Origin of the sequence: Streptomyces flavofungini, from assembly GCF_030388665.1 — a bacterium.
GTDB classification, from domain to species: domain Bacteria; phylum Actinomycetota; class Actinomycetes; order Streptomycetales; family Streptomycetaceae; genus Streptomyces; species Streptomyces flavofungini_A.
Genome location: NZ_CP128846.1, coordinates 7,889,796 through 7,909,696, shown reverse-complemented (window position 1 = coordinate 7,909,696; position 19,901 = coordinate 7,889,796). Strand labels below are relative to the sequence as shown.

Below are 19,901 nucleotides of genomic sequence, written 5' to 3'. Positions count from 1 at the left end.
CACTCCGAAACCGCCTCCGACGTGCACAGTCGGCCCATCAGGCCGCCGCCACTTGAGGTAAATATCGGAAATTTACCCCATTTGCACCCTTTATCGTATGGATACATGCTGTGAGCCTGGAAGAACTCATGGTGACTGTCCCCATCGACCAGGAGAAACCTCATGATCCTGTCCATCTCAGGCGTCGTGCTGCTCGGAGTCATCGTCTTCCTCTTCTTCCGCAAAGACGGGCTGAAGGCCTCGCACGCCCTGGTGTGCGCGCTCTTCGGCTTCTACCTCGCGGGCACCGCCATCGCCCCGAGCATCAAGGCCGGCGGCGCGAGCCTCGCGAGCCTGCTCGGCGGCATCAAGTTCTGACGGTTTCCGACGGTTCACCGCTCACCACCACCCCCAGGAGAACGACGTGGCCCGGCGCCCTCTCCCCCGCATCCTGAGCAACGGCACCGCCCAGATCGCCCGGAGCCGGGAGCACATCGCGCGCAGTCGCGAACTCGCCCGGTCGGCCGCCGACAGCGCCACCGACGTCCTCCACCCGCTGATCACGATCACACGCGGGCTGCGCCGCCTCGCCGGAGCCGGGCGGCGCAAGTGGTCCGAGACCCCCAAGGACCGCCGGGGCCCCCTGCTGTTCCTGGTGGCCTCCGTGGTCCTCGTCGTGGCGCTCATCCCCTACGGTCCGCTGCTCGCCGCCATCAGCCTGATGGCGGCCGCCGCCTGGACCGGCCGTGAGCGCACCGCGCCGGCCCCCTCCGGCCCGGACGATGCCCAGGTCCAGCGGCTGCAGTCGCTCTACGAAGCACTCGTGCCGTACTTCTCCGTCCCCGACGACCCGAGCCCCCTGTTCGCGCACGGCGGCGAGTGGGACAAGGCCTTCACCGACTACGCGTTCGACGACGACGGCCGGGTCTGCCGTCTGGTGCTGCGCTATCCCGCGTACTTCACCGACGGCGAGGCCGAATCCCGCGCGCGCATCGAGCAGTTGCTGCACGCCAAGTCGGGGCGCGGCCGGGAGTACCACTTCACGTGGGACGAGGAGGGCAACACCCTCACCGTGACCGTGCTGCCGCCGCTGCCCACCGACATCGCCGCCCAGCGCTTCGTCACCGCCCCCGGCGAGACCGTGCTCGGCTTCACCGACCCCTCCGCCGTGCAGCGCACCCTGCCCGTCGCGGACGGCGACGAGCAGCGCGACGTACCGCCCGTCGTGTGGCGCACCGGCGGCCGTTCCACCGAACCCCATCTGCTGGTCCTCGGCCACCCCGGGAGCGGCACCACCACGCTCCTGCGCTCGGTGGCCCTGCAGGCGCTCCAGCACGGCGACGTCGTCATCATCGAGGGCGGCGGCACCGGCGACTTCGCGTGCCTCACAGGGCGCGACGGCGTCCTCGCCGTCGAGTGCGGGCTCGCCGGGGCGCTCGCCAGCCTGGAGTGGGCGGCGCACGAGACGGAGCGGCGGCTCATCGCCGCGAACCGCGCCCGGCAGGCGGGCCACCCCCCGCCGGACGACATCAAGCGGCCCCTGTGGATCCTCCTCGACCGCCCGAGCACCCTCGGCCACCTGGCCGCCGCCGACGGCCACCGCGATCCGCAGACGCTGCTCCAGGTGCCGCTGCGGCACGGGCGCGCCGCCGGCGTCACCGTGGTCGTGGCCGACCAGCTCGACAGCGCGGACGCCCTCACCGACGCCGTGTGCCAGCACACCCGCGCGCGCGTGGTGCTCGGTCCCGCCACGCCCGACCAGGTCGAGGAGGTCCTGGGCGCGCGCCCGCGCACGACCCCCACGCCGGACATGCCGCCCGGCCGCGGCTACGCCCGCCTCGGCACCGGCCCGGTGCACCGCCTCCAGGTCCCGGCGACCCCCGACCCGTACGACGACGCCACGAGCGACGCGCACCGGCGGGCCGTCCTCGACCTGCTCCCGGCCCGCACGACGCCGGCGGACGCGGCGCTGGCCCCGGCGGTCGCGGAGGGCTGAGCACGCCGGACCAAGCGGATCCGGCGCCGGACGAGGTGACCCCGGCTCCGTCCGAGCGACTCTCGCCCCGGACGGAGCGGCCCTCACCCCGCACCGGAGCGCCCCTCACGCCACGAACGTGTGCGGCCCCTCCGCCCCGGACCCCGCGCCCGTCCCCGACTCCACGAGCCGGGCGGCCGCCGCGAGCCGCACGGCCGCCTCGTCGGCGACCGCACCGCCCACCGTGAACGGCAGGCGTACGTAGCCCTCGAAGGCGCCGTCCACGCCGAAGCGGGGGCCCGACGGCACCCGCACGCCCACGCGTTCGCCGACCTCGGCGATGCGCGAGCCGGAGAGCCCGCCGGTGCGCACCCACAACGTGAGCCCGCCGTGCGGCACTTCGAACTCCCAGCCCGGCAACTCCCGGCGCACGGCGGCGACCAGCGCGTCGCGGTTGTCGCGGGCCTGCTCCCTGCGCACATCCACGGCCTGCTGCCAGCCCCCGGTGCTGAGCAGCCAGTTGAGGGCCAGCTGCTCCAGGACGGGGGTGCCGAGGTCGGCGTACGCGCGCGCGGCGACCAGGCTGCGGATCACGTCGGGGGCGGCGCGCACCCAGCCGATGCGCATGCCCGCCCAGAAGGCCTTGCTCGCCGAGCCGACGGTGATGACGGTGGAGCCCGAGGGGTCGAACCCACAGACGGGGCGCGGCATGTCGAGACCGTCGTCAAGGCGCAGCTCGCTCATCGTCTCGTCCACGACCAGCACGGTGCCCGCGTGCCGGGCGGCGTCGACCAGACTGCGGCGCTGGTCCTCGTCGGCGAGCGCGCCGGTCGGGTTGTGGAAGTCCGCGACGACGTACGCGAGCCGGGGCGCGGCGTCGCGCAGGACCTGGCGCCAGCGGTCCATGTCCCAGCCGCGGAGCCCCTCGGCCATCGCCACGGGCACCAGGCGCGCACCCGCCTCCCGCATCAGCTGGAGGATGTTGGCGTAGCTGGGGGACTCCACGGCGATGCGCTCGCCACGGCCCGCGAAGAGATGGCAGATCGCGTCGATGGCTCCCATGGCGCCGGTGGTGACCATGATCTGTTCCGGCATGGTCGGTATCCCGCGCGCGGTGTAGCGCTCGGCGAGCGTCGCGCGCAGGGCGGGCAGTCCTGCCGGGTAGTCGCCGTGGGTGTGGGCGTAGGGCGGGAGTTCCTCCAGGGCGCCCTGCACGGAGCGGGTGAGCCAGGGCTCGGGCGCGGGCAGCGCCGCGCAGCCCAGGTCGATCATGGAGCCGAGCGCTTCGGGGGGCAGCGGTTCGAGGCCGCGCGCGGGCAGCGGGTTACCGGCCGGGACCGCGGTCCAGCTGCCCGCTCCCCTGCGGGACTCCAGGAAGCCCTCCGTGCGCAGCGCCTCGTAGGCGGCGGCGACGGTCGTACGGCTCACGGCGAGCGCGACGGCCAGCTCGCGCTCGGCGGGCAGCCGGGCCGCTACGGGGACGCGCCCCTCGAGGACGAGGAGGCGGATACCGTCGGCAAGGGCGCGATAGGCGGGCGGACGGCGGGTGCCGGGGCCCGCGGGGCGCGCCTGCTGGGAGGTGAGCAGCCGGGCGAGTTGGGTCGAGCCCACCGCTGATGTCCACTGAGGCATGATCCCAGTCCACCTTCGTCGAATTGGCCATGGTTGACGTCCGCCACCAAGCCACAGAGTGTCATGCGTCAGGCCACTACCACCACGGGGGCTTCTCTTGTCCAGGGCGAAATCAGGTCGGCCCACTACGGGAACGCGTGCCGAGCGCCACCTCGCGCGGCGGCTGTGCCAGCTGTACGTCGGTCTCGCCCTGTACGGCGCGAGCTCCGCGCTCCTGGTGTGCTCGGGCCTCGGCCTGGAGCCGTGGAACGTGCTGCACCAGGGCATCGCCGAGCGCACCGGGATGTCGATCGGCGTCGTGTCGATCTTCGTGGGTGCCGCCGTGCTGCTCCTGTGGATACCGCTGCGCCAGCGCCCGGGCCTCGGGACGGTGTCGAACGTCTTCGTCGTGGGCCTCGCGATGGACGGCACCCTGGCCCTCGTACCGGACGCGCACGCCCTGGGCGTCCGCGTGCCGCTCCTGGTGGCGGGGATCGTGCTCAACGGCGTGGCGACGGGCCTCTACATCGCGGCCAGGTTCGGCCCCGGACCGCGCGACGGCCTGATGACGGGTCTCAACGAGCGCACCGGCCGCTCGATCCGCCTGATGCGGACGCTGGTGGAGGTCGTGGTCGTCGTCACCGGCTTCGTGCTCGGCGGCACCGTGGGCGTGGGGACGGTCCTGTACGCCCTGTGCATCGGTCCGCTCGCCCAGTTCTTCCTGCGCTTCTTCGCCGTCCCCGCGTCCACCGCGGGCCGCGTCGTGGCCTCCGGAGAGCCATCGGAGCAGGCGATACTGCAGCGGTGACCCCGCGCGTACGCCACCCCTACCTCGACCACCCCGGCCCGCTCGCCTTCGCCCACCGCGGCGGTGCGGCCGACGGCCTGGAGAACACCGCGGCCGCCTTCCGCCAGGCCGTGGACGCCGGCTACCGCTATATCGAGACCGATGTGCACGCCACGTCGGACGGCAAGCTGGCCGCGTTCCACGACGCGACCCTCGACCGGGTCACGGACGCGTCGGGCCGGATCGCGGACCTCCCCTGGAGCGAGGTGAGCCGCGCGCGCGTGGCCGACAGCGAACCGATCCCCCTCTTCGAGGAGATGCTGGAGGCCTTCCCGGACGCCCGCTGGAACGTGGACGTGAAGGCGGAGTCCGCCCTCCTGCCGCTCCTGGAGCTGATCGAGCGCACCCGCGCCTGGGACCGGGTGTGCGTCGGCTCGTTCTCGGAGGGCCGCGTCGCACGCGCCCAGCGCCTCGCGGGGCCGCGCCTGGCCACCTCGTTCGGCACGCGCGGCGTGCTCGGGCTGCGGCTGCTCTCCCTGGGGGTGCCGGCGACCCCGCGGGTCTCGGCGGTGTGCGCCCAGGTGCCGGAGGCGCAGTCGGGGGTGCGGGTGGTCGACCACCGCTTCGTCCGCGCCGCCCACGCACGCGGGCTCCAGGTCCACGTGTGGACGATCAACGACGCCGACCGCATGCACACGCTGCTCGACCTGGGCGTCGACGGCATCATGACGGACCGCATCGAGACGCTGCGCGACGTGCTCGAGGACCGCGGCACCTGGGTCTGACGGGCCCGGCGAGGAAAAAGACGGAAAAGCACCCGAGCGCTTCCGCCTACGTGTGCGACGAGCGGAGTGCGCGACGGCTCAAGGCGCCGCCCTTCAGGCTGACGTACCAGCTCACAGGGGCGCGGTGAGAGCACGGCCCCGCCCCCGCAGGTGCCCCTCGCGGGCCCTCCGATGCCGTCGGCGGGGGTTCCGGTACGGCGCGCGGCGCACCACAAGGGCCCTTTCGGCCCCGGCCGGATTTAGCAACGAGCGGCGAAGGCCGGTAGTGTACGCGTTTGGCCTGCCAGGCGGACCGTTACTGCGCGCTGAGGATTCAGAAACGCTGGGTGACATCTGCTGCCAGATGTGACAAACCGGGCGCTGGTGGGTACAACAAGGGGCGGCATACGACGGCGACGCATGACCCTGAACGGGAATCTTTACCGCCGACCGGACGTTGACCGGATGACGACGACAGCGACACCTGTCCTGTGGGCGACAAGCCCGGGAGGCACGATTCATGAGTGAGCGAGCTCTTCGCGGCACGCGCCTCGTGGTGACCAGCTACGAGACCGACCGCGGCATCGACCTGGCCCCGCGCCAGGCCGTGGAGTACGCATGCCAGAACGGACATCGTTTCGAGATGCCGTTCTCGGTGGAGGCGGAGATCCCGCCCGAGTGGGAGTGCAAGGTCTGCGGGGCCCAGGCACTTCTCGTGGACGGCGACGGACCTGAGGAGAAGAAGGGCAAGCCCGCCCGTACGCACTGGGACATGCTCATGGAGCGCCGTACTCGAGAAGAGCTCGAGGAGGTCCTTGAGGAGCGCCTGGCGGTTCTCAGGTCCGGTGCGATGAATATTGCGGTGCATCCGCGTGACAGCCGCAAGTCCGCCTGAGCGCGCGGACCGCGGAGCGGAGTAACGACGAGGGCGGGCCCGCTGCTTCGGCAGCGGGCCCGCCCTCGTCGTGCGTGCGGCAGCCCTCGCGGAGCGCCCCAGCCCCGCCCTTCTCCGAAACCGGGGGCCGCACTCCCTGGACCCCGCTGATCGGCGCTTCGCGCCTCGTCCTCAATCTCCCCCAAGCTCTTAAGGAGCAGGGGCCCCACGACGGGCTGAAACCATTCAGCCCGTCCGGCGTTTGAAGAGCATGGTCTGGGGCGCCCCGCCCGCGAGGGCCCAAGCCTCAGCGTGGCAGCTGCGGGTCCTCCGGACCCCGGGACGGCCCGGGTGACGCCGACGGCCCGTCCTCGCGGATCACCTCGCCCTGGACCACCTTCCCGCCGGGGTGCTGCATCCGGGCCTGCTGAAAGGCGTCCCCCAACCCCCCGGGCGCCGCAGCCGCGGCCTCACGGACCTTGCGCTCGAAGGTCCGCTCGGCAGTCCGGCTGAGAACCTTCTGCAGCGGCGGCACGAGCAGCAGCAGCCCGACGGCGTCGGAGATCAGGCCGGGCAGGATCAGGAAGAGGCCGCCGAGCATCGTGAGGGCACTGCCCCCACCGGAGTCGGGTGCCGCCGCAACGCCCCGCTGCTGCTGTTGCACCGCCTCGCTGAGGTTCTTGAAGGCGCGCCGTCCGGCCCGCTTGATGACGAAGGAGCCGAGCACCAGACCGCCCACGAGGAGCAGGAACACGGTCAGTCCGCTGGTGGCCCCGGCGACGACGGTCAGCAGCCAGATCTCCAGGACCAGCCAGGCGGCGAGTCCGAGCGGCAGGAACCTGAGGACGCGCGAGCGCCGGGGCCGGGCGGGCTGGGTGGGAGGCGGTGCGCCAGTCGTCATGCTCCCAGTGTGCCTGGGCGCGGCTCAGACCGGCATAAGGGGGTGATCGACAACGCGAGCGATCAAGGAGCCGGAGAAGCGGGCGGAGCGGGCGGAGAGGAGGAAGAGGGCGGAGAGGGCTTGCGGCCCAGGACCTTGCCGACCCGCTCCCCCACGCCCCACGCCGTGACCCGCCACAGTGCCTCGGCGACGATGTCGCGGCTCATCTTGCTGTCGCCGAGCTCCCGCTCGACGAAGGTGATGGGCACCTCCACGACGTGGTAGCCGGCCTTGATGGCGCGGCGGGCCAGGTCGACCTGGAAGCAGTAGCCCTGGGAGGCCACGTCGCCGAGGCCGAGGCCCTGGAGGGTCTCGCTGCGGAAGGCGCGGAAACCGCCGGTGACGTCGCGGATCGGCACGTCGAGGAGCAGCCGTGAGTACGTGCTGCCGCCGCGGGAGAGGAACTCGCGGGACCGGGGCCAGTTGACGACCCGCCCGCCGGGCACCCAGCGCGAGCCGAGCACGAGGTCGGCGCCCTTGAGGGCGGTGAGCAGGCGCGGCAGCTCCTCGGGCTGGTGGGAGCCGTCGGCGTCCATCTCGACGAGGACGCCGTAGCCGTGCTCCAGGCCCCAGGAGAAGCCGGCGAGGTAGGCGGCGCCGAGGCCTTCCTTGCCCTTGCGGTGCAGCACGTGGACCTGGTCGTCGTCGGCCGCGAGCTCGTCGGCGATCTTCCCGGTGCCGTCGGGGCTGTTGTCGTCGGCGACGAGGACGTGCGCCTGCGGCACGGCGGTGCGCACCCGGCCGACGATCGCCTGGATGTTCTCCGCCTCGTTGTAGGTCGGGATGATCACCAAGGCCTCGCCGAGCGGGCCGAACTGCCGCTCCGCGTCCGCTGCTTCGCTGATCCCGCCGCCGTTGCTCACTACTGCCCCTTCGTTCGTACGCAGGGAACCACCATAGTGGCCCGGGCCTGGGCTGTTGCGACGCCACGGACCGTCGGCCCGGCAGGGACGGGGCGGTGAAGGCGGCAGTGTCCGGCGCGCGGCTTTCGTCCCCCCGCGGAGCACGCGAGATCACGCAGCGGCACGGACGAGGAAGCACACAGCGGCACGCAGGAGCGATCCTGCGGATCGGGCCCGGCGCCCTTCGGGCCGGCCTGGGACCCGCTGGCTGCGGATCGACCGAGAGCCGTTGTCTACTGAGCGGCCGGGCCCTACCCGGGTCGCACCTCCCCCGAGCTCCTGGGAGCAGGAGGGACGACCCCCTTCCGGCGGATGCGTTCCCGCGCCTGAGCGTCGCGGGCGCTGGACCTGGCTCCCGGTGGCGGTGCGCCGGGGTGGCGCACCGACCATGATCCAGCGGCGGTCGACGGTTGTGCGCGGGTTCGCCGGTCGGACGTCCTGCGGTGGACGCGGCCGAAACTACCCGTCGACGGCCGCCGTCTGTCAATAGCCCTCCGACCTGCGCCTTTTACGCAGATCAGCAGGTCAGTGGCGAGGCGCCGCAGGTCGCGCGACGCGCCGTGTGGCCCCGTTCGGAGCCGCGCCGCACCGCTGACGTCACTCGTTAGGCCGTACGAATACCGACCGGCCGCCCACCACGGTCCGCAGGCAGCGGGGCAGTTCCGCGCCGGGGCCGAGGTCGGGCAGGCCGGGGGTGCCGGAGCGCGGATCGGTGGACCAGCGGGCGACCCGGTCGTCGGGGGCCTGGACGACGAGTTCGCCGGTCTGCCACACGGCGTAGTCGGCGGGGGCGCCGGGCACGAGGACGCCCGCGTCGTCGCGGCCGATGGCCCGCCAGCCGCCGCGCGTGTGGGCGGTGAAGGCGGCGCGCACGGACACCCGGTGCTCGGGCGTGCGGTGGAAGGCCGCGGCCCGGACGGTGCCCCAGGGGTCGAGGGGGGTCACCGGGCTGTCGGAGCCGAAGGCCAGCGGGACGCCGGCGCGCAGGAGGGCCGCGTACGGGTTGAGAGTACGGGCCCGTTGGGCGCCGAGGCGCTGGACGTACATGCCGTCCTCGCCGCCCCACAGCGCGTCGAAGGCGGGCTGGACGGACGCGGTGAGGCCGAACTCGGCGAACGCCGCGACCGTCTCGGGGGTGAGCATCTCGACGTGCTCCACGCGGTGCCGCGCTGCCCGCACCCGGGCCAGGCCGACCTTCTCGGCGGCTGCGCGCACCCCGTCCACGACGGCCCCGACGGCGGCGTCCCCGATGGCGTGGAAACCGGCCTGGACGCCCGCCTCCGCGCAGGCCACCACGTGCGCGGCGACGTCGGCCGCGGACAGGTAGGCGTTGCCGCTGCCGGTGCTCTCGTCGGCGTAGGGCTCGCACAGCCACGCCGTGTGCGAGCCGAGCGCGCCGTCCACGAAGTGGTCGCCGGCGGCGCCGAACGCACCCAGCTCGCGCGCGCGGGCGACGCCTTCGGGGCCCTGTTCGGCCCAGTACCCGACGACCCGGGGCCCGGCCTCCTCGTCGGCCAGGCGCAGCAGCGAGGTGAAGTCGTCCTCGCCGGAGATCACGGGGCCCGCGCACTCGTGCACCGAGCCGATGCCGAGCGAGGCGGCGTGGTGGAGCGCGGCGCGCTGGGCGGCGGCCCGCTGCCGGGGCGTGACGGCGGCGTGAGCCGCGGTGCGCACGGCGTGGTGGGCGTCGGCGGTCAGCGGCGCGTCGGCGTGGAACCCGGCGGCGTCGGCGACACCGGGGACGAGGTCGAGGAGCGCGGTGCTGGCGACGGCGGAGTGCACGTCGATGCGCGACAGGTAGAGCGGGCGGCCGCCGGTGGCCTCGTCGAGTTCCGTGCGGGTGGGCGGACGGCCACCGGGCCACCGGGCGGCGTCCCAGCCGTGGCCGAGCAGCACCCGGTCGTGCGGGTGCGCGGCGGCGTGTTCGCGTACGAGAACGAGCGCATCGTCGAGGCTCCGGGCACCGGACAGATCGAGTCCGGTGAGCGCGAGCCCGGTGGACGTCGTGTGCACATGGGCGTCGGTGAACGCCGGGGTGACCAGGTTCCCTTCGAGGTCGACGATCTCGTCGACACCGTCGGCGAAGCCGTCGGCGGCACCCTCGGAGCCGACCCAGGCGATATGTCCACGCTCGACGATCATCGCGGTCGCGAAGGGGTCGGCGGGGCTGTGGACTTCGCCGCCGCGCAGCAGGACGGTGCGATGCCCGGTTTCGGGGGTGATGCGCTCGCTCATGGGGAACAGTCTCGCGCCTGCGCGCGAGGCTCCGGTTCGCGGGGTCGCCCCGGGCCTCGCGGCCCGGCCCGCGCGGCGGGACGCGGGCGCCGCCCGGTCAGACCCGGGGCGGCCGCGCCTCGTACGGCGTGGAGAGGACCACCGTCGTGTGCGTGGAGACCCCGGCGAGCGTGCGCAGCCGTGCCAGCAGGTTCTCCAGCTCGTGCGGGGTCGCCACGCGCACCTTGAGCAGGTAGTTCTCGGCGCCCGCGACGCTGTGGCAGGCCTCGATCTCGGGGACTCCGGCGAGCCGCTCGGCGATGTCGTCGGGGGCGCTGGGGTCGAAGGGCTTCACCGCGATGAAGGCCGTGAGCGGCAGGCCGACGGCCTCGGGGTCCACGACCGCGGCGTACCCGCGGATCACTCCTCGCTGCTCCAGCCTGCGCACCCGCTGGTGCACCGCCGACGTGGACAGGCCCGTGGCCTTGCCCAGGTCGGTGTAGCTCATCCGCCCGTCCTTGACGAGCAGCTGCACGATCTGTCGGTCCAGCTCCTCCATGCGCCGAACCTACAGGCCTCTTGATCCTCACCGATACCTGAGCGACGCGAGGGATGAGACAGAACACGCGCCCCCGGACCGACGGCGCACCCGGTCCCGGCGCCCCGGCGGCCACCCCGCGCGAAGCGGCATCCCCATCTGGCATGTGACGAACACCACAGACATATGGCCGTGTCCGTCGGGCAGGAGCGATTACCCCCCGGACCGGACGGGAAGTGCTTGCTGTGGTCGAGGCCGCAGCGCCTTGTCGGCCCACCCGAGGGGGAGATTCCCATGCAGAACCTGAAGCGCCCCGGTCGTTCCACGCGCCGCAAGCAGCGGCCCGTCGAGTTCGAGCCCGCACCGGAGGGTGTCGAACAGACCGTCGACGACGACGGCACGGCGGACGAACCGGACGCGTACGACACCTTCGAGATGTACCGGGTGATCTGCCCGGACTGCCGACAGCCCATCGCGCTCCTCGCGGACGAGGACGCCCTGCCCGAGCACGCGCTGTGCCCCACTCCGTGGAACCCCTTCGGGCTCACGGTCTGCGCGGGCACCGGCCGCGCCGCGTCCGAGGCGGGCGCCGCGGACGAGTCCCTGGAGGCCCAGGAGCAGGACACCGCGCTGCTCCTGACGCTGCCTCAGGGCCTGGACTGGCGCACCCAGCCGTTCTCGCACGTGGGCGGGCCCGGCTCGCGCCCGATCCGGGTGCCCCGGCAGGCCACCCGGCGCGCGGCCGCCTGAGCCCCCGCACGGGGCACCGCCGCACCGCCCGGCCCCGGCCCACCGTCACTCATAGCTGCCCTGCACCATCGCCGCGAGGCTGGCGTGGTGCAGGATCAGCGTGTCCGGGTCCGCCGGCACCGTCGCCTCCCCGAAGTGCACCTGCCGGTAGGCGACCCGCAGCATGACGACGGCGTGCCGCAGCGCCGCGTACAGCGTGTAGAAGTCCATGTCGCGGGGCCGGTGCCCGGTGAGTTCGGCGTACCGCCCTTCGATGCGCTCCCGGCGCAGGAAGTCGGGCAGCCCGCGCTGCCCGAAGCTCACCGTGAGGTCCTGGAAGAACCGGTGCAGGTACACGGTCCAGCCGAGGTCGACCTCGCGGGGCGCCAGGCACGCCATTTCCCAGTCGAGCACGGCGGCGGGTTCGAAGCCGTCGTAGATGACGTTCCCGATGCGCGCGTCGCCCCAGTTGAGCACCGGCGCGCCCTCCTCGTCCGGCCACAGGTCCGCCAGTCTCGCGAAAGCGCTTTCGACGAGCGGGGAGCGCGGCAGTCCCGTCACCACCCAGTCGTAGTAGGCGCGTTGTGAGGCGACATGGCGCCGCAGCGCGCTGCCCTCGCCCGGCAGCGCGAGGAACGCGGCGTCGGCGGCGGGGACTTGGTCGTGCAGCCGCGCGAGGACGGAGACGGTCGCGTCCTCCAGGTGCGCGCGCTCGGCGTCGCTCGCCTCGTACAGCCAGTTCCCCTCGTACGTGTAGGGCATGACGTCGGGCGGCACCCGACCCTCGACCCGCTCCATGACGAAGAACGGCGCGCCGAGCGGCCCCGGGTCCCGTTCGAGCCACAGCACGCGCGGCACGGGCACGTCGGTGCGGTCGGCGACCAGGCTCATGGTGCGGTGCTGGCGCTCCATGTCGTACACGGGAAAGATCGTGTACGCGGCCGGGTCCGCCGCGAGGCGCAACGCGCAGCGGGCGAGCGGTGGTCGGGGGTGCTCGATGTCGAAGAGGAGCGTCTCGCTGGACATGCCGTTCGACTCGGGCACGGACACGTCGACGGCTCTCGCGCCCGGCAGATGGCCGCCGAGCCAGGCCGTGAGGCGCCGGGCCAGTTCGTCCGGTTCGCGGGTCGTGGTGCGAAGTCGAGGCCGTTCGGGCTCCGTTGCCATGTGCGTTCTCCTCCCTGCTCCTCCCTCGGGGCGCCCGACGCTCAGGGCGCCGTGGAGCCGAAGTCCGCGAAGCCGCTCGGGTCGTGGCGGCCGAACGTGCCGTGCTCGAAGATGCCGTGGCCGACGCGGCCGTCCAGGGTGAAGCGGGCCGCGTGGTCGACGACCCCGTACGCGGCATGGGGGTACGCCCCGCTCGAACGAAGTTGAGAGTCGGCGAGGTCGTAGGTGCGCCGGTCGACCCAGTCGCGGCCGCGCCAGGTGCCGTGCTGCCAGTCGTCGGCGGGCGGATACCCGGCGCCGACGGCGAGCGGCAGGGACGTGAGCGTCCGGACGCCGAGCTCCAGGGGCTTGCGGGTCTCGGGGTCGACGAGGTGGATGACGGCGCTCTCGGGGTGGCGGGTGCCGGAGCGGTAGCTGATGTCGGCCTGGGGCCAGCCGAGTTGGCGGTCGCGGTGGCCCGGGCGGACGAGGGTGGCGTCGTTGAGGGTGCGGTAGCCGTCCGCGTCCTCCTGGGTGATCACCATCAGGAAGCGGTCGTCGAAGCGCACCGGGCACCAGATCCAGTGGAAGCCCTCGGTCGGGAAGTCCTCGCCGAGCCGGCCCGCCTCCTCGCCCGGGATGGGCCGCACCCCCCAGCTCCGGTCCCGGGTCGCCGTCCACTCCCCCGCCGTCACCGCGATCTGCGCGCCGCCCGCGCGGATAACCCCGGAGCAGCCGCCCGCCTGGACGAACCGGCGGCCTTCGAGGGTGAGCCTGCCGCCGCGGCGCTGGATGTGGTGCGGCTCCCACAGCGCCGGGAAGTCGGCGCTCCACTCGATGTCGTACGCGAGCGAGTCCGCGTCGTCCGGGTCCGCCGCGCAGGTCAGGCGCAGCCTGCGCAGGGGCTCCTCGACGGTGATGCGCAGCGGTCCCACGGACAGGTTCGACCGGTCGTCGCCGAGCGCGTCGGAGGCGCGGACGGCGTGCAGGGTGTCGCCGGTGCGCAGGGTGGCGTAGGCGTCGATGACGCCGGTGTTCGGGTAGACGCCGAGGCCGAGGATGAGCAGGGCGCGGCCCTGGTGGTCGAAGAGGTGGAAAATACAGCGGTCGTAGGCGTTCCGGTCGCCGGTCGCCACATGTTTCATCGACAGTGGCACCTGGTGGACGGGGTACTCGTCGAGCGGTACGGGGCGGTCGTCCGACACGGCACATCTCCCTGGGCGCCGGGAAGTTGGCGTCGCCCGGTGTGCGGCGGACCCCGGCGTGGAGGTGACGGTACGTCAGATGTCGTGCCGGGGCCAGACGCGCGCCGGGGTCGGACGGCGTGGGCACCGAAGGCGTGTGAGATCGCGTTCACCCGGTGGCGCGGGCGCCGAGCGCCGTGTGCGCCGCGGCCGGACGGGGCATGAACGCACGCACGATTCGACCCGACGGTGACCTGGCCTCCGCGCCGACCGTTGGCCCGTCATGACCACCCCCACCCACGCTCCGGCCGGCCACCGCAGGCGCCCGCTCGCGTCCGCGCCCGCCCCCGCCGCAGAATCGGTTCATCACAGGCCCCAGTACACCCACTACCCCCAGCCGAACCCGTACGCGCAGCCGTCGCAGTACCCCCAGCCGCAGCCCTATCCTCAGCAGTCCCCGCACCCGCAGCAGAACCACTCGGTCCCGCCCCCACCGCAGCCCGTCCCGCAGCAGGACCCGCCGATCTACCGCGCCCTGCTGCGCCACTGGGCCGAGCGCGGCCGGACGCTGCCGGGCCGCCACGACCCGGAGTGGGTGCGGCTCGCGGCACCGACCGTGCGCAGCGGCCAGTTCGGCGGGCAGTACGGGGCGGAGCGGTCGTTCGGGACGGACGGGGGGTTCGGCTCGGAGGGGGCGTTCGGCCCGGCCAGGGACGCGCGGTTCGGCACGGACCGGGACACGTCCTTCAGCACGGGCCGGGGCACGCGCTTCGGGGCGGACCGGGACGCGTCCTTCGGCGCGGGCCGGGACACCCGCTTCGGCACCGACCGGGGCGCACAGTTCGGCACGGACCGGGACTCTTCGTTCGGCCCCGTGCCCGGCGCTCCCCCCGACCCGCGGCTCAGCGCGAGTCGGGACCCGCGAGATGGCGGGCGATGACCATGCGCTGGATCTGATTCGTGCCCTCGACGATCTGCAGCACCTTGGCCTCGCGCATATAGCGCTCGACGGGGAAGTCGAGGGTGTAGCCGTAGCCGCCGAGCACCTGGACGGCGTCCGTCGTGACCTTCATCGCGGTGTCCGTGCACAGCAGCTTGGCCATCGCCGCCTGCTTGGAGAACGGGCGGCCCGCGTCCCGCAGCCGGGCCGCCGCCAGGTACAGCGCCCGGCCCGCCTCGATCTGCGTCGCCATGTCCGCGAGCATGAAGCGCAGGCCCTGGAAGTCGGCGATCGGACGGCCGAACTGCTTGCGCTCGGTCGCGTACGACACCGCCTCGTCGAGCGCCGCCTGGGCCACGCCGATCGCGCACGCCGCGATGCCGAGCCGCCCCGAGTCGAGCGCCGAGAGCGCGATCGCGAAGCCCTGCCCCACGTCCCCGATGCGCCGGGCGTCGGACACCCGGACGCCGTCGAAGTGGAGCTGCGCCGTCGGCGAGCCCTTCATGCCCATCTTCTTCTCCGGCACCGCGGCCGAGAGCCCCTCGGCGTCGCCCGGCACCAGGAAGGCGGTCACGCCGTGCGCGCCCTCGCCGCCCGTGCGGGCCAGGACGGTGTAGAAGTCGGCGACGCCGCCGTGCGTGATCCATGCCTTCGTGCCCGTGACGACCCACTCGTCACCGTCCCGCACGGCCTTGGTGCGCAGCGACGCGGCGTCCGATCCCGAGGACGGCTCGGACAGGCAGTAGGCGCCGAGCAGCCCGCCGCCGAGCATGTCGGGCAGGTGCTCGGCCTGCTGCTCCTTGGTGCCGTACCCGGCGAGGCCGTGGCAGGCGAGCGAGTGGACGCTGACGCCGAGGCCGACGGTCAGACGCGCGCGGGCGAGCTCTTCGAGGACCTGGAGATACACCTCGTAGGGCTGGTCGCCGCCGCCGAACTCGGAGTCGTAGGCGAGACCGAGCAGGCCCGATTCGGAGAGCAGGGTGAAGAGTTCGCGCGGGAAGTGGCCTGCCTCCTCCTCGGCGGCCGCGTGCGGCGCGATCTCGCGCTGGACCAGTTCACGCACGAGCGCGAACAGATCCCGGGCCTCTTCGGTGGGCAGCTGACGCTCGACCGACTGTGCGGCTCCCTCGGGCATGGCGCTCTCCTCTCCCTGTCGGGCGCTGCGACGGGCTCGCGCACGGGGTGTGGCGCCGCCGTCGGGGACACTGCCAAGCCGATGCTGCCCTTCCGGGTCTCGGAAGCGGCTGACCAGCGACTGTGGCGGGTTGAGTATGCCCGATCGGCGGCATGGCGTCACGGGTTCACGGGGCCTGCGACTGATCTTCATCGGCATGTGTCCAAGGCCGCGGCGCCCGGCACCCCGCAGCGGGAATTGGTCCGAACCATTGACGTAATGGTCTAGTCCTCCTAGAGTCCAGCGGCACAAGGCGTCTTCGCGTTCATGCCAATTCAACGCGCGACTACGTAGGGGGCGTTGACGCGCCCCTGCCCGGTCGCCCGGCCCTGCCTGAGGGCGCGAAGTGTCCGCAGGTCAGTAGGTCAGCACCACCCCCACATGCTCCCCTCTCCCCCCACGAGGAGACAGCGATGCCACGACCGAACCGTCCCCGCGCCCGCTTCAGGGCGCTCCTGGCCACCGCTTGTTGCGCCGTGCTCGGCGCGGGTCTGCTCGCCGGCGCGGGCACCGCGGCCGCCGACCAGAACACCGGCGCCCCCGCCGAGGCCGATGCCAAGGCGGGCTCCCGCGTGGTCGGCTACTTCACCGAATGGGGCGTCTACGACCGGAACTACCACGTCAAGAACATCGAGACGTCCGGCTCCGCCAACAAGCTCACGCACATCAACTACGCCTTCGGCAACGTCCAGGGCGGCAAGTGCACGATGGGCGACAACTTCGCCGCCACCGAGAAGACGTACACCGCCGACCAGAGCGTCGACGGCGTCGCCGACACCTGGGACCAGCCCCTGCGCGGCACCTTCAACCAGCTGCGCGAGCTGAAGAAGAAGCACCCGAACCTGAAGGTCCTGTGGTCCTTCGGCGGCTGGACCTGGTCGGGCGGCTTCACGCAGGCCGCGCAGAACCCGGCGGCGTTCGCCCAGTCCTGCTACGACCTGGTCGAGAACTCCAAGTGGGCGGACGTCTTCGACGGCATCGACATCGACTGGGAGTACCCCAACGCCTGCGGCCTGACCTGCGACACCAGCGGCCGCGCGGCCTACAAGAACCTGATGGCCGCGGTGCGCGCCAAGTTCGGCTCCAAGAACCTGGTGACCGCGGCCATCCCCGCCGACGCCTCCTCCGGCGGCAAGATCGACGCCGCGGACTACGCGGGCGCCGCCCAGTACGTCGACTGGTACAACCCGATGACGTACGACTTCTTCGGCGCCTGGGATGCCAAGGGACCGACGGCGCCCCACTCGCCGCTCAGTTCCTACTCCGGCATCCCGAAGGCCGAGTACCACTCGCAGGCGACGATCGCCAAGCTCAAGGGCCTCGGCATCCCCTCGGACAAGCTGCTCCTCGGCATCGGCTTCTACGGCCGCGGCTGGACGGGCGTCACCCAGAAGGCGCCGGGCGGCACCGCGACGGGGCCCGCCCAGGGCAAGTACGAACAGGGCATCGACGACTACAAGGTGCTGAAGACCAAGTGCCCGGCCAACGGCACGGTCGGCGGGACCGCGTACGCGCACTGCGGCAACAACTGGTGGAGCTACGACACCCCGGCCACCATCGCGGGGAAGATGAACTACAAGAACCAGCAGGGCCTGGGAGGCACGTTCTTCTGGGAGCTGAGCGGTGACACCAGCAACGGCGAGCTGATCAAGGCCATCAACTAGCGGTCGCCTCACAGCAGTCGAAGGGGGCGGGAGCCGGCGGGCTCCCGCCCCTTCGTCATGCCGCGGGCGGCGCGGGGAACGCGGGCTCGAACTCCTCGATGACGCCCAGCGTCTCGCGCAGCATGCGCACCAGGTAGTCGCGCACGGTGTCGCGCTCCAGGTCCCGCGCCGTCCCGATCCAGTCGAGCGTGACGCCCTCCACGCTGCACAGCCAGCCGAGCAGCGCCGTGCGCACCAGCGCCGGGATGTCCCGCCGTCCGTACGCCCCGTCGGCGATGGTGCCGATCATCGCCTCGCGCACGCCGTCGCGTATGGCGTGCACCTCGGCGTCGAAGCCGACGCCGCCGCTGACGATGGTGCGGTAGGCCTCCTGGTGGTGCTCGGCGTAGCGCAGATAGCCGTCGATCGTGCGGTGCACCCGCTCCGTGGGCGGGAGTTCGGTGCCGCTGGCCGCGCGCTCGACGAGGTCGGCGACCGAGTCCTCGATGATCGCGAGGTAGTAGCCGCGTTTGGACTTGAAGTAGTAGTAGATCAGCCCCTTGGCGACTCCTGCCTGTTTCGCGATGTCGTCCATCGACAGCGCGTCGTAGGACGTGTCGGCGAACAACTTGCGGCCGATGACGATGAGTTCGGCGCGGCGCGCCACGGATCGGTCGGTGCCGCGCGCCTGCGGGCGGTCCGCGCCGTGGGAACGATCGGTACCGCGCTGTTGACTATTATTCAATTTCGGCCCTAGTCTCCAACTGCCTCGGGATCAGCCGCAGTATGGCAGACCCACGTCGCCTGCCCGGACGGGCCAGGACCGGCCCGGACCCCGACGACGCGCTGCCACGCACTCCCCTTACGCACCGGACGACGTACGGGAGGAACCAGTGAGCACGGCGAAGAGAGCATTACGCGAGGGCAGAACCAACTGGAAGAAGACGGCCGTCGTCGCGCTGCCCGCGGTCCTCGCGGTCGGCGCGATGGCGTCCGTGATGGCCGAGGGCGCGCTCGCCGCGTCCTTCGCGGTCAGCGGCACCAGCTTCCAGGTCTCCTCGGGCAAACTGACCAGCCAGGGCCTGGCGAGCTACGTCCAGGTCGACCGCGACATCGACGGCAAGGGCCACCCGGTGGCGCTGCTCGGCATCGGCGACGCCACGCTGTCCGACATCTGCCAGGCGGCCGAGGTCAAGACGCCCGTCGGCACCGTGGTGTTCAAGCTGACGGCGGGCGGCGACGCGGGCAACGTCACCGCGAGCAACCTGATCATCGACGGCGAGGACCTGGTGGGCGACGCGCGCTTCGGCACCGCGCAGATCGGCCGGGACGCCTCGACACTCGACGAAGTCCCGGGCGTCAAGGGCGAGAAGGGCAAGTTCGGCCTCCAGGCCGGCGACATCGAGGTGGCCAAGGTGCGCTCGCACGCCTGGTCGGCCACCGGGGGGAACTTCCGCCTCAAGGGCATGAAGGTGGACGTCAGCATCGGCGGCAAGAAGTGCTTCTGAGCGGGCCCGGCGCCCCGCGCGCCGGGGGCTGGCTGGACGCCCGCCTGCCGCTTCCGGAGCTGCGGCGCGGCGTGCGCAAGTGGCGACGCACCCGGCCCTTCTGGGGCGGTCTGCTGCTGATCCTGGGCGGAGCCGAGCTGCTCCTCGTGCCGCTGTCGCCGCTGACGGTCCTGGTGAGCCTCGGGCTCGGCGGGATCGCCGCGATCGGCATCGGGATCGCACTGATGGTCGCCGGGTTGTTCCTGTGGCTCCTGCCGCACGCCCATCACTACGTGTCCGTCAACGCCCTCATCCTGTCGGTGCTCTCGTTCGCGGCGACGAACCTCGGCGGGTTCCTGATCGGCATGCTGCTCGGGATCGCGGGCAGCGCGATGGGGTTCGGCTGGACGCCGGTCCCCGACGACGACCAGGAGCGGGCCGGGCGGCCGAAGGTGCGCGACGGGCAGGGCACGCGGACGCTGGCCGTGCTCCTTCCGGTGGCCCTCGCCGGGACGGTGCTGTGGGGCGCCGTCCCGGCGAGGGCGGCGCCCGGGGACGACGGGATCGTGGCGGCGCGGACGCCGCCGACGATCACGACGACGCTGTTCGCGCCGCAGGGCTTCATCGTCGCGGGCGTCACCGACGTGCCCACCGCCGAAGGGCCGCTGAAGGTGATGGTGCTGCGCATGAAGGCGGCCTCGCTCACCGACTACCGCCTCACGACCCGCGACGGCAGTCGTGAACTCACCCTCGGCGCCGACACCTTGGACCTCAGCGGCGCGGTCACGCTCTACCTCACCAAGTTCAAGGGCTGCATCGAGGGCATCCTCTGTCTGACCTTCACGCCCGACAAGCTGCCGGTGCCCCCGCTCGTCCCGCCGTTCGTCTTCATGACGGAGGTCAGCGCCGAGCAGGCGCTCGTCACCTCCGACTCGATCGTCGCGGGCGGTCTGACGCTGGGGGCGCGGGCGTGATCCGGGCAGCCCGGACCCCGTGATCCGGAAGGGAGCGCCG

19 protein-coding genes are annotated in these 19,901 nt (G+C 72.7%); 10 read left to right on the top strand and 9 right to left on the bottom strand.

The genetic code is table 11. The features are described from left to right. Positions 1-162: 162 nt before the first annotated feature. Together QUY26_RS34070 and QUY26_RS34065 are read left to right on the top strand one after the other, a co-directional pair. A complete protein-coding gene (locus QUY26_RS34070; protein WP_030360399.1) occupies positions 163-357 on the top strand; it encodes a hypothetical protein in 195 nt (64 codons plus the stop codon). Between the two features lie 46 nt (positions 358-403). Beyond that, the gene (locus QUY26_RS34065; RefSeq protein WP_289953569.1) at positions 404-1,975 is read left to right on the top strand and encodes a hypothetical protein; all 1,572 of its coding nucleotides are present in this window, start codon (positions 404-406) and stop codon (positions 1,973-1,975) included. A gap of 105 nt (positions 1,976-2,080) precedes the next feature. On the opposite strand, the gene QUY26_RS34060 is transcribed toward QUY26_RS34065, so the two are convergent. Next, on the bottom strand, positions 2,081-3,586 hold the full coding sequence (locus QUY26_RS34060; protein WP_289953568.1) for a PLP-dependent aminotransferase family protein: 1,506 nt from the start codon (positions 3,584-3,586) through the stop codon (positions 2,081-2,083). Between the two features lie 97 nt (positions 3,587-3,683). Between QUY26_RS34060 and QUY26_RS34055 the strand changes: the two genes are divergently transcribed. The 3 genes from QUY26_RS34055 (at position 3,684) to QUY26_RS34045 (ending at position 6,011) form a co-directional block, all read left to right on the top strand. Beyond that, positions 3,684-4,373: a YczE/YyaS/YitT family protein gene (locus tag QUY26_RS34055; protein WP_289953567.1), complete on the top strand. Its 690-nt coding sequence runs from the start codon at positions 3,684-3,686 to the stop codon at positions 4,371-4,373. Further along, entirely contained in the window at positions 4,370-5,137 is a 768-nt protein-coding gene (locus QUY26_RS34050; RefSeq protein WP_289953566.1) for a glycerophosphodiester phosphodiesterase, read from the top strand. Before QUY26_RS34055 ends, QUY26_RS34050 begins: the two co-directional genes overlap by 4 nt. Positions 5,138-5,636: 499 nt before the next feature. Continuing rightward, on the top strand, positions 5,637-6,011 hold the full coding sequence (locus tag QUY26_RS34045) for an RNA polymerase-binding protein RbpA (protein ID WP_030360404.1): 375 nt from the start codon (positions 5,637-5,639) through the stop codon (positions 6,009-6,011). 286 nt (positions 6,012-6,297) lie between these two features. Here the strand turns inward: QUY26_RS34045 and fxsA are convergent, their stop codons facing one another. The 4 genes from fxsA to QUY26_RS34025 all read right to left on the bottom strand — a co-directional run bounded on the left by fxsA (position 6,298) and on the right by QUY26_RS34025 (position 10,605). After that, on the bottom strand, positions 6,298-6,891 hold the full coding sequence (gene fxsA, locus QUY26_RS34040) for an FxsA family membrane protein (protein WP_289953565.1): 594 nt from the start codon (positions 6,889-6,891) through the stop codon (positions 6,298-6,300). A gap of 62 nt (positions 6,892-6,953) precedes the next feature. Next, positions 6,954-7,793 (bottom strand): polyprenol monophosphomannose synthase, encoded by an 840-nt coding sequence (locus tag QUY26_RS34035; protein ID WP_289953564.1) that lies wholly within the window; start codon positions 7,791-7,793, stop codon positions 6,954-6,956. 636 nt (positions 7,794-8,429) lie between these two features. Then, entirely contained in the window at positions 8,430-10,067 is a 1,638-nt protein-coding gene (locus QUY26_RS34030; RefSeq protein ID WP_289953563.1) for an amidohydrolase, read from the bottom strand. Positions 10,068-10,164: 97 nt separating this feature from the next. Next, positions 10,165-10,605, bottom strand: a complete 441-nt coding sequence (locus tag QUY26_RS34025; RefSeq protein ID WP_289953562.1) for an Lrp/AsnC family transcriptional regulator — start codon at positions 10,603-10,605, stop codon at positions 10,165-10,167. A gap of 273 nt (positions 10,606-10,878) precedes the next feature. Here QUY26_RS34025 and QUY26_RS34020 point away from each other — a divergent pair, with 273 nt between their 5' ends. Next, positions 10,879-11,334 carry a hypothetical protein gene (locus tag QUY26_RS34020; protein ID WP_289953561.1) on the top strand — a complete coding sequence of 152 codons (456 nt, stop codon included), beginning with the start codon at positions 10,879-10,881 and terminating at the stop codon, positions 11,332-11,334. A gap of 45 nt (positions 11,335-11,379) precedes the next feature. Here the strand turns inward: QUY26_RS34020 and QUY26_RS34015 are convergent, their stop codons facing one another. Both QUY26_RS34015 and QUY26_RS34010 read right to left on the bottom strand, forming a co-directional pair. After that, entirely contained in the window at positions 11,380-12,480 is a 1,101-nt protein-coding gene (locus QUY26_RS34015; protein WP_289953560.1) for a phosphotransferase family protein, read from the bottom strand. Between the two features lie 41 nt (positions 12,481-12,521). After that, on the bottom strand, positions 12,522-13,664 hold the full coding sequence (locus QUY26_RS34010) for a hypothetical protein (protein WP_289953559.1): 1,143 nt from the start codon (positions 13,662-13,664) through the stop codon (positions 12,522-12,524). 262 nt (positions 13,665-13,926) lie between these two features. On the opposite strand from QUY26_RS34010, the gene QUY26_RS34005 reads away from it, so the two are divergent. Continuing rightward, positions 13,927-14,583 carry a hypothetical protein gene (locus QUY26_RS34005; RefSeq protein WP_289956434.1) on the top strand — a complete coding sequence of 219 codons (657 nt, stop codon included), beginning with the start codon at positions 13,927-13,929 and terminating at the stop codon, positions 14,581-14,583. On the opposite strand, the gene QUY26_RS34000 is transcribed toward QUY26_RS34005, so the two are convergent. Continuing rightward, a complete protein-coding gene (locus QUY26_RS34000; protein WP_289953558.1) occupies positions 14,546-15,718 on the bottom strand; it encodes an acyl-CoA dehydrogenase family protein in 1,173 nt (390 codons plus the stop codon). The two genes, QUY26_RS34005 and QUY26_RS34000, sit on opposite strands and share 38 nt — an antisense overlap. A 452-nt stretch (positions 15,719-16,170) precedes the next feature. On the opposite strand from QUY26_RS34000, the gene QUY26_RS33995 reads away from it, so the two are divergent. Continuing rightward, positions 16,171-17,421, top strand: a complete 1,251-nt coding sequence (locus QUY26_RS33995) for a glycoside hydrolase family 18 protein (RefSeq protein ID WP_289953557.1) — start codon at positions 16,171-16,173, stop codon at positions 17,419-17,421. Positions 17,422-17,476: 55 nt separating this feature from the next. Here the strand turns inward: QUY26_RS33995 and QUY26_RS33990 are convergent, their stop codons facing one another. Beyond that, on the bottom strand, positions 17,477-18,145 hold the full coding sequence (locus QUY26_RS33990; RefSeq protein ID WP_436840450.1) for a TetR/AcrR family transcriptional regulator: 669 nt from the start codon (positions 18,143-18,145) through the stop codon (positions 17,477-17,479). Positions 18,146-18,293: 148 nt separating this feature from the next. On the opposite strand from QUY26_RS33990, the gene QUY26_RS33985 reads away from it, so the two are divergent. Both QUY26_RS33985 and QUY26_RS33980 read left to right on the top strand, forming a co-directional pair. Beyond that, positions 18,294-18,908 (top strand): DUF6230 family protein, encoded by a 615-nt coding sequence (locus QUY26_RS33985; RefSeq protein WP_289953555.1) that lies wholly within the window; start codon positions 18,294-18,296, stop codon positions 18,906-18,908. Beyond that, positions 18,899-19,861, top strand: coding sequence for a DUF6114 domain-containing protein (locus tag QUY26_RS33980; RefSeq protein WP_436840449.1), 963 nt, complete (start codon positions 18,899-18,901; stop codon positions 19,859-19,861). The genes QUY26_RS33985 and QUY26_RS33980 overlap by 10 nt, the downstream gene beginning before the upstream one ends. The last annotated feature ends 40 nt before the right edge of the window (positions 19,862-19,901 follow it).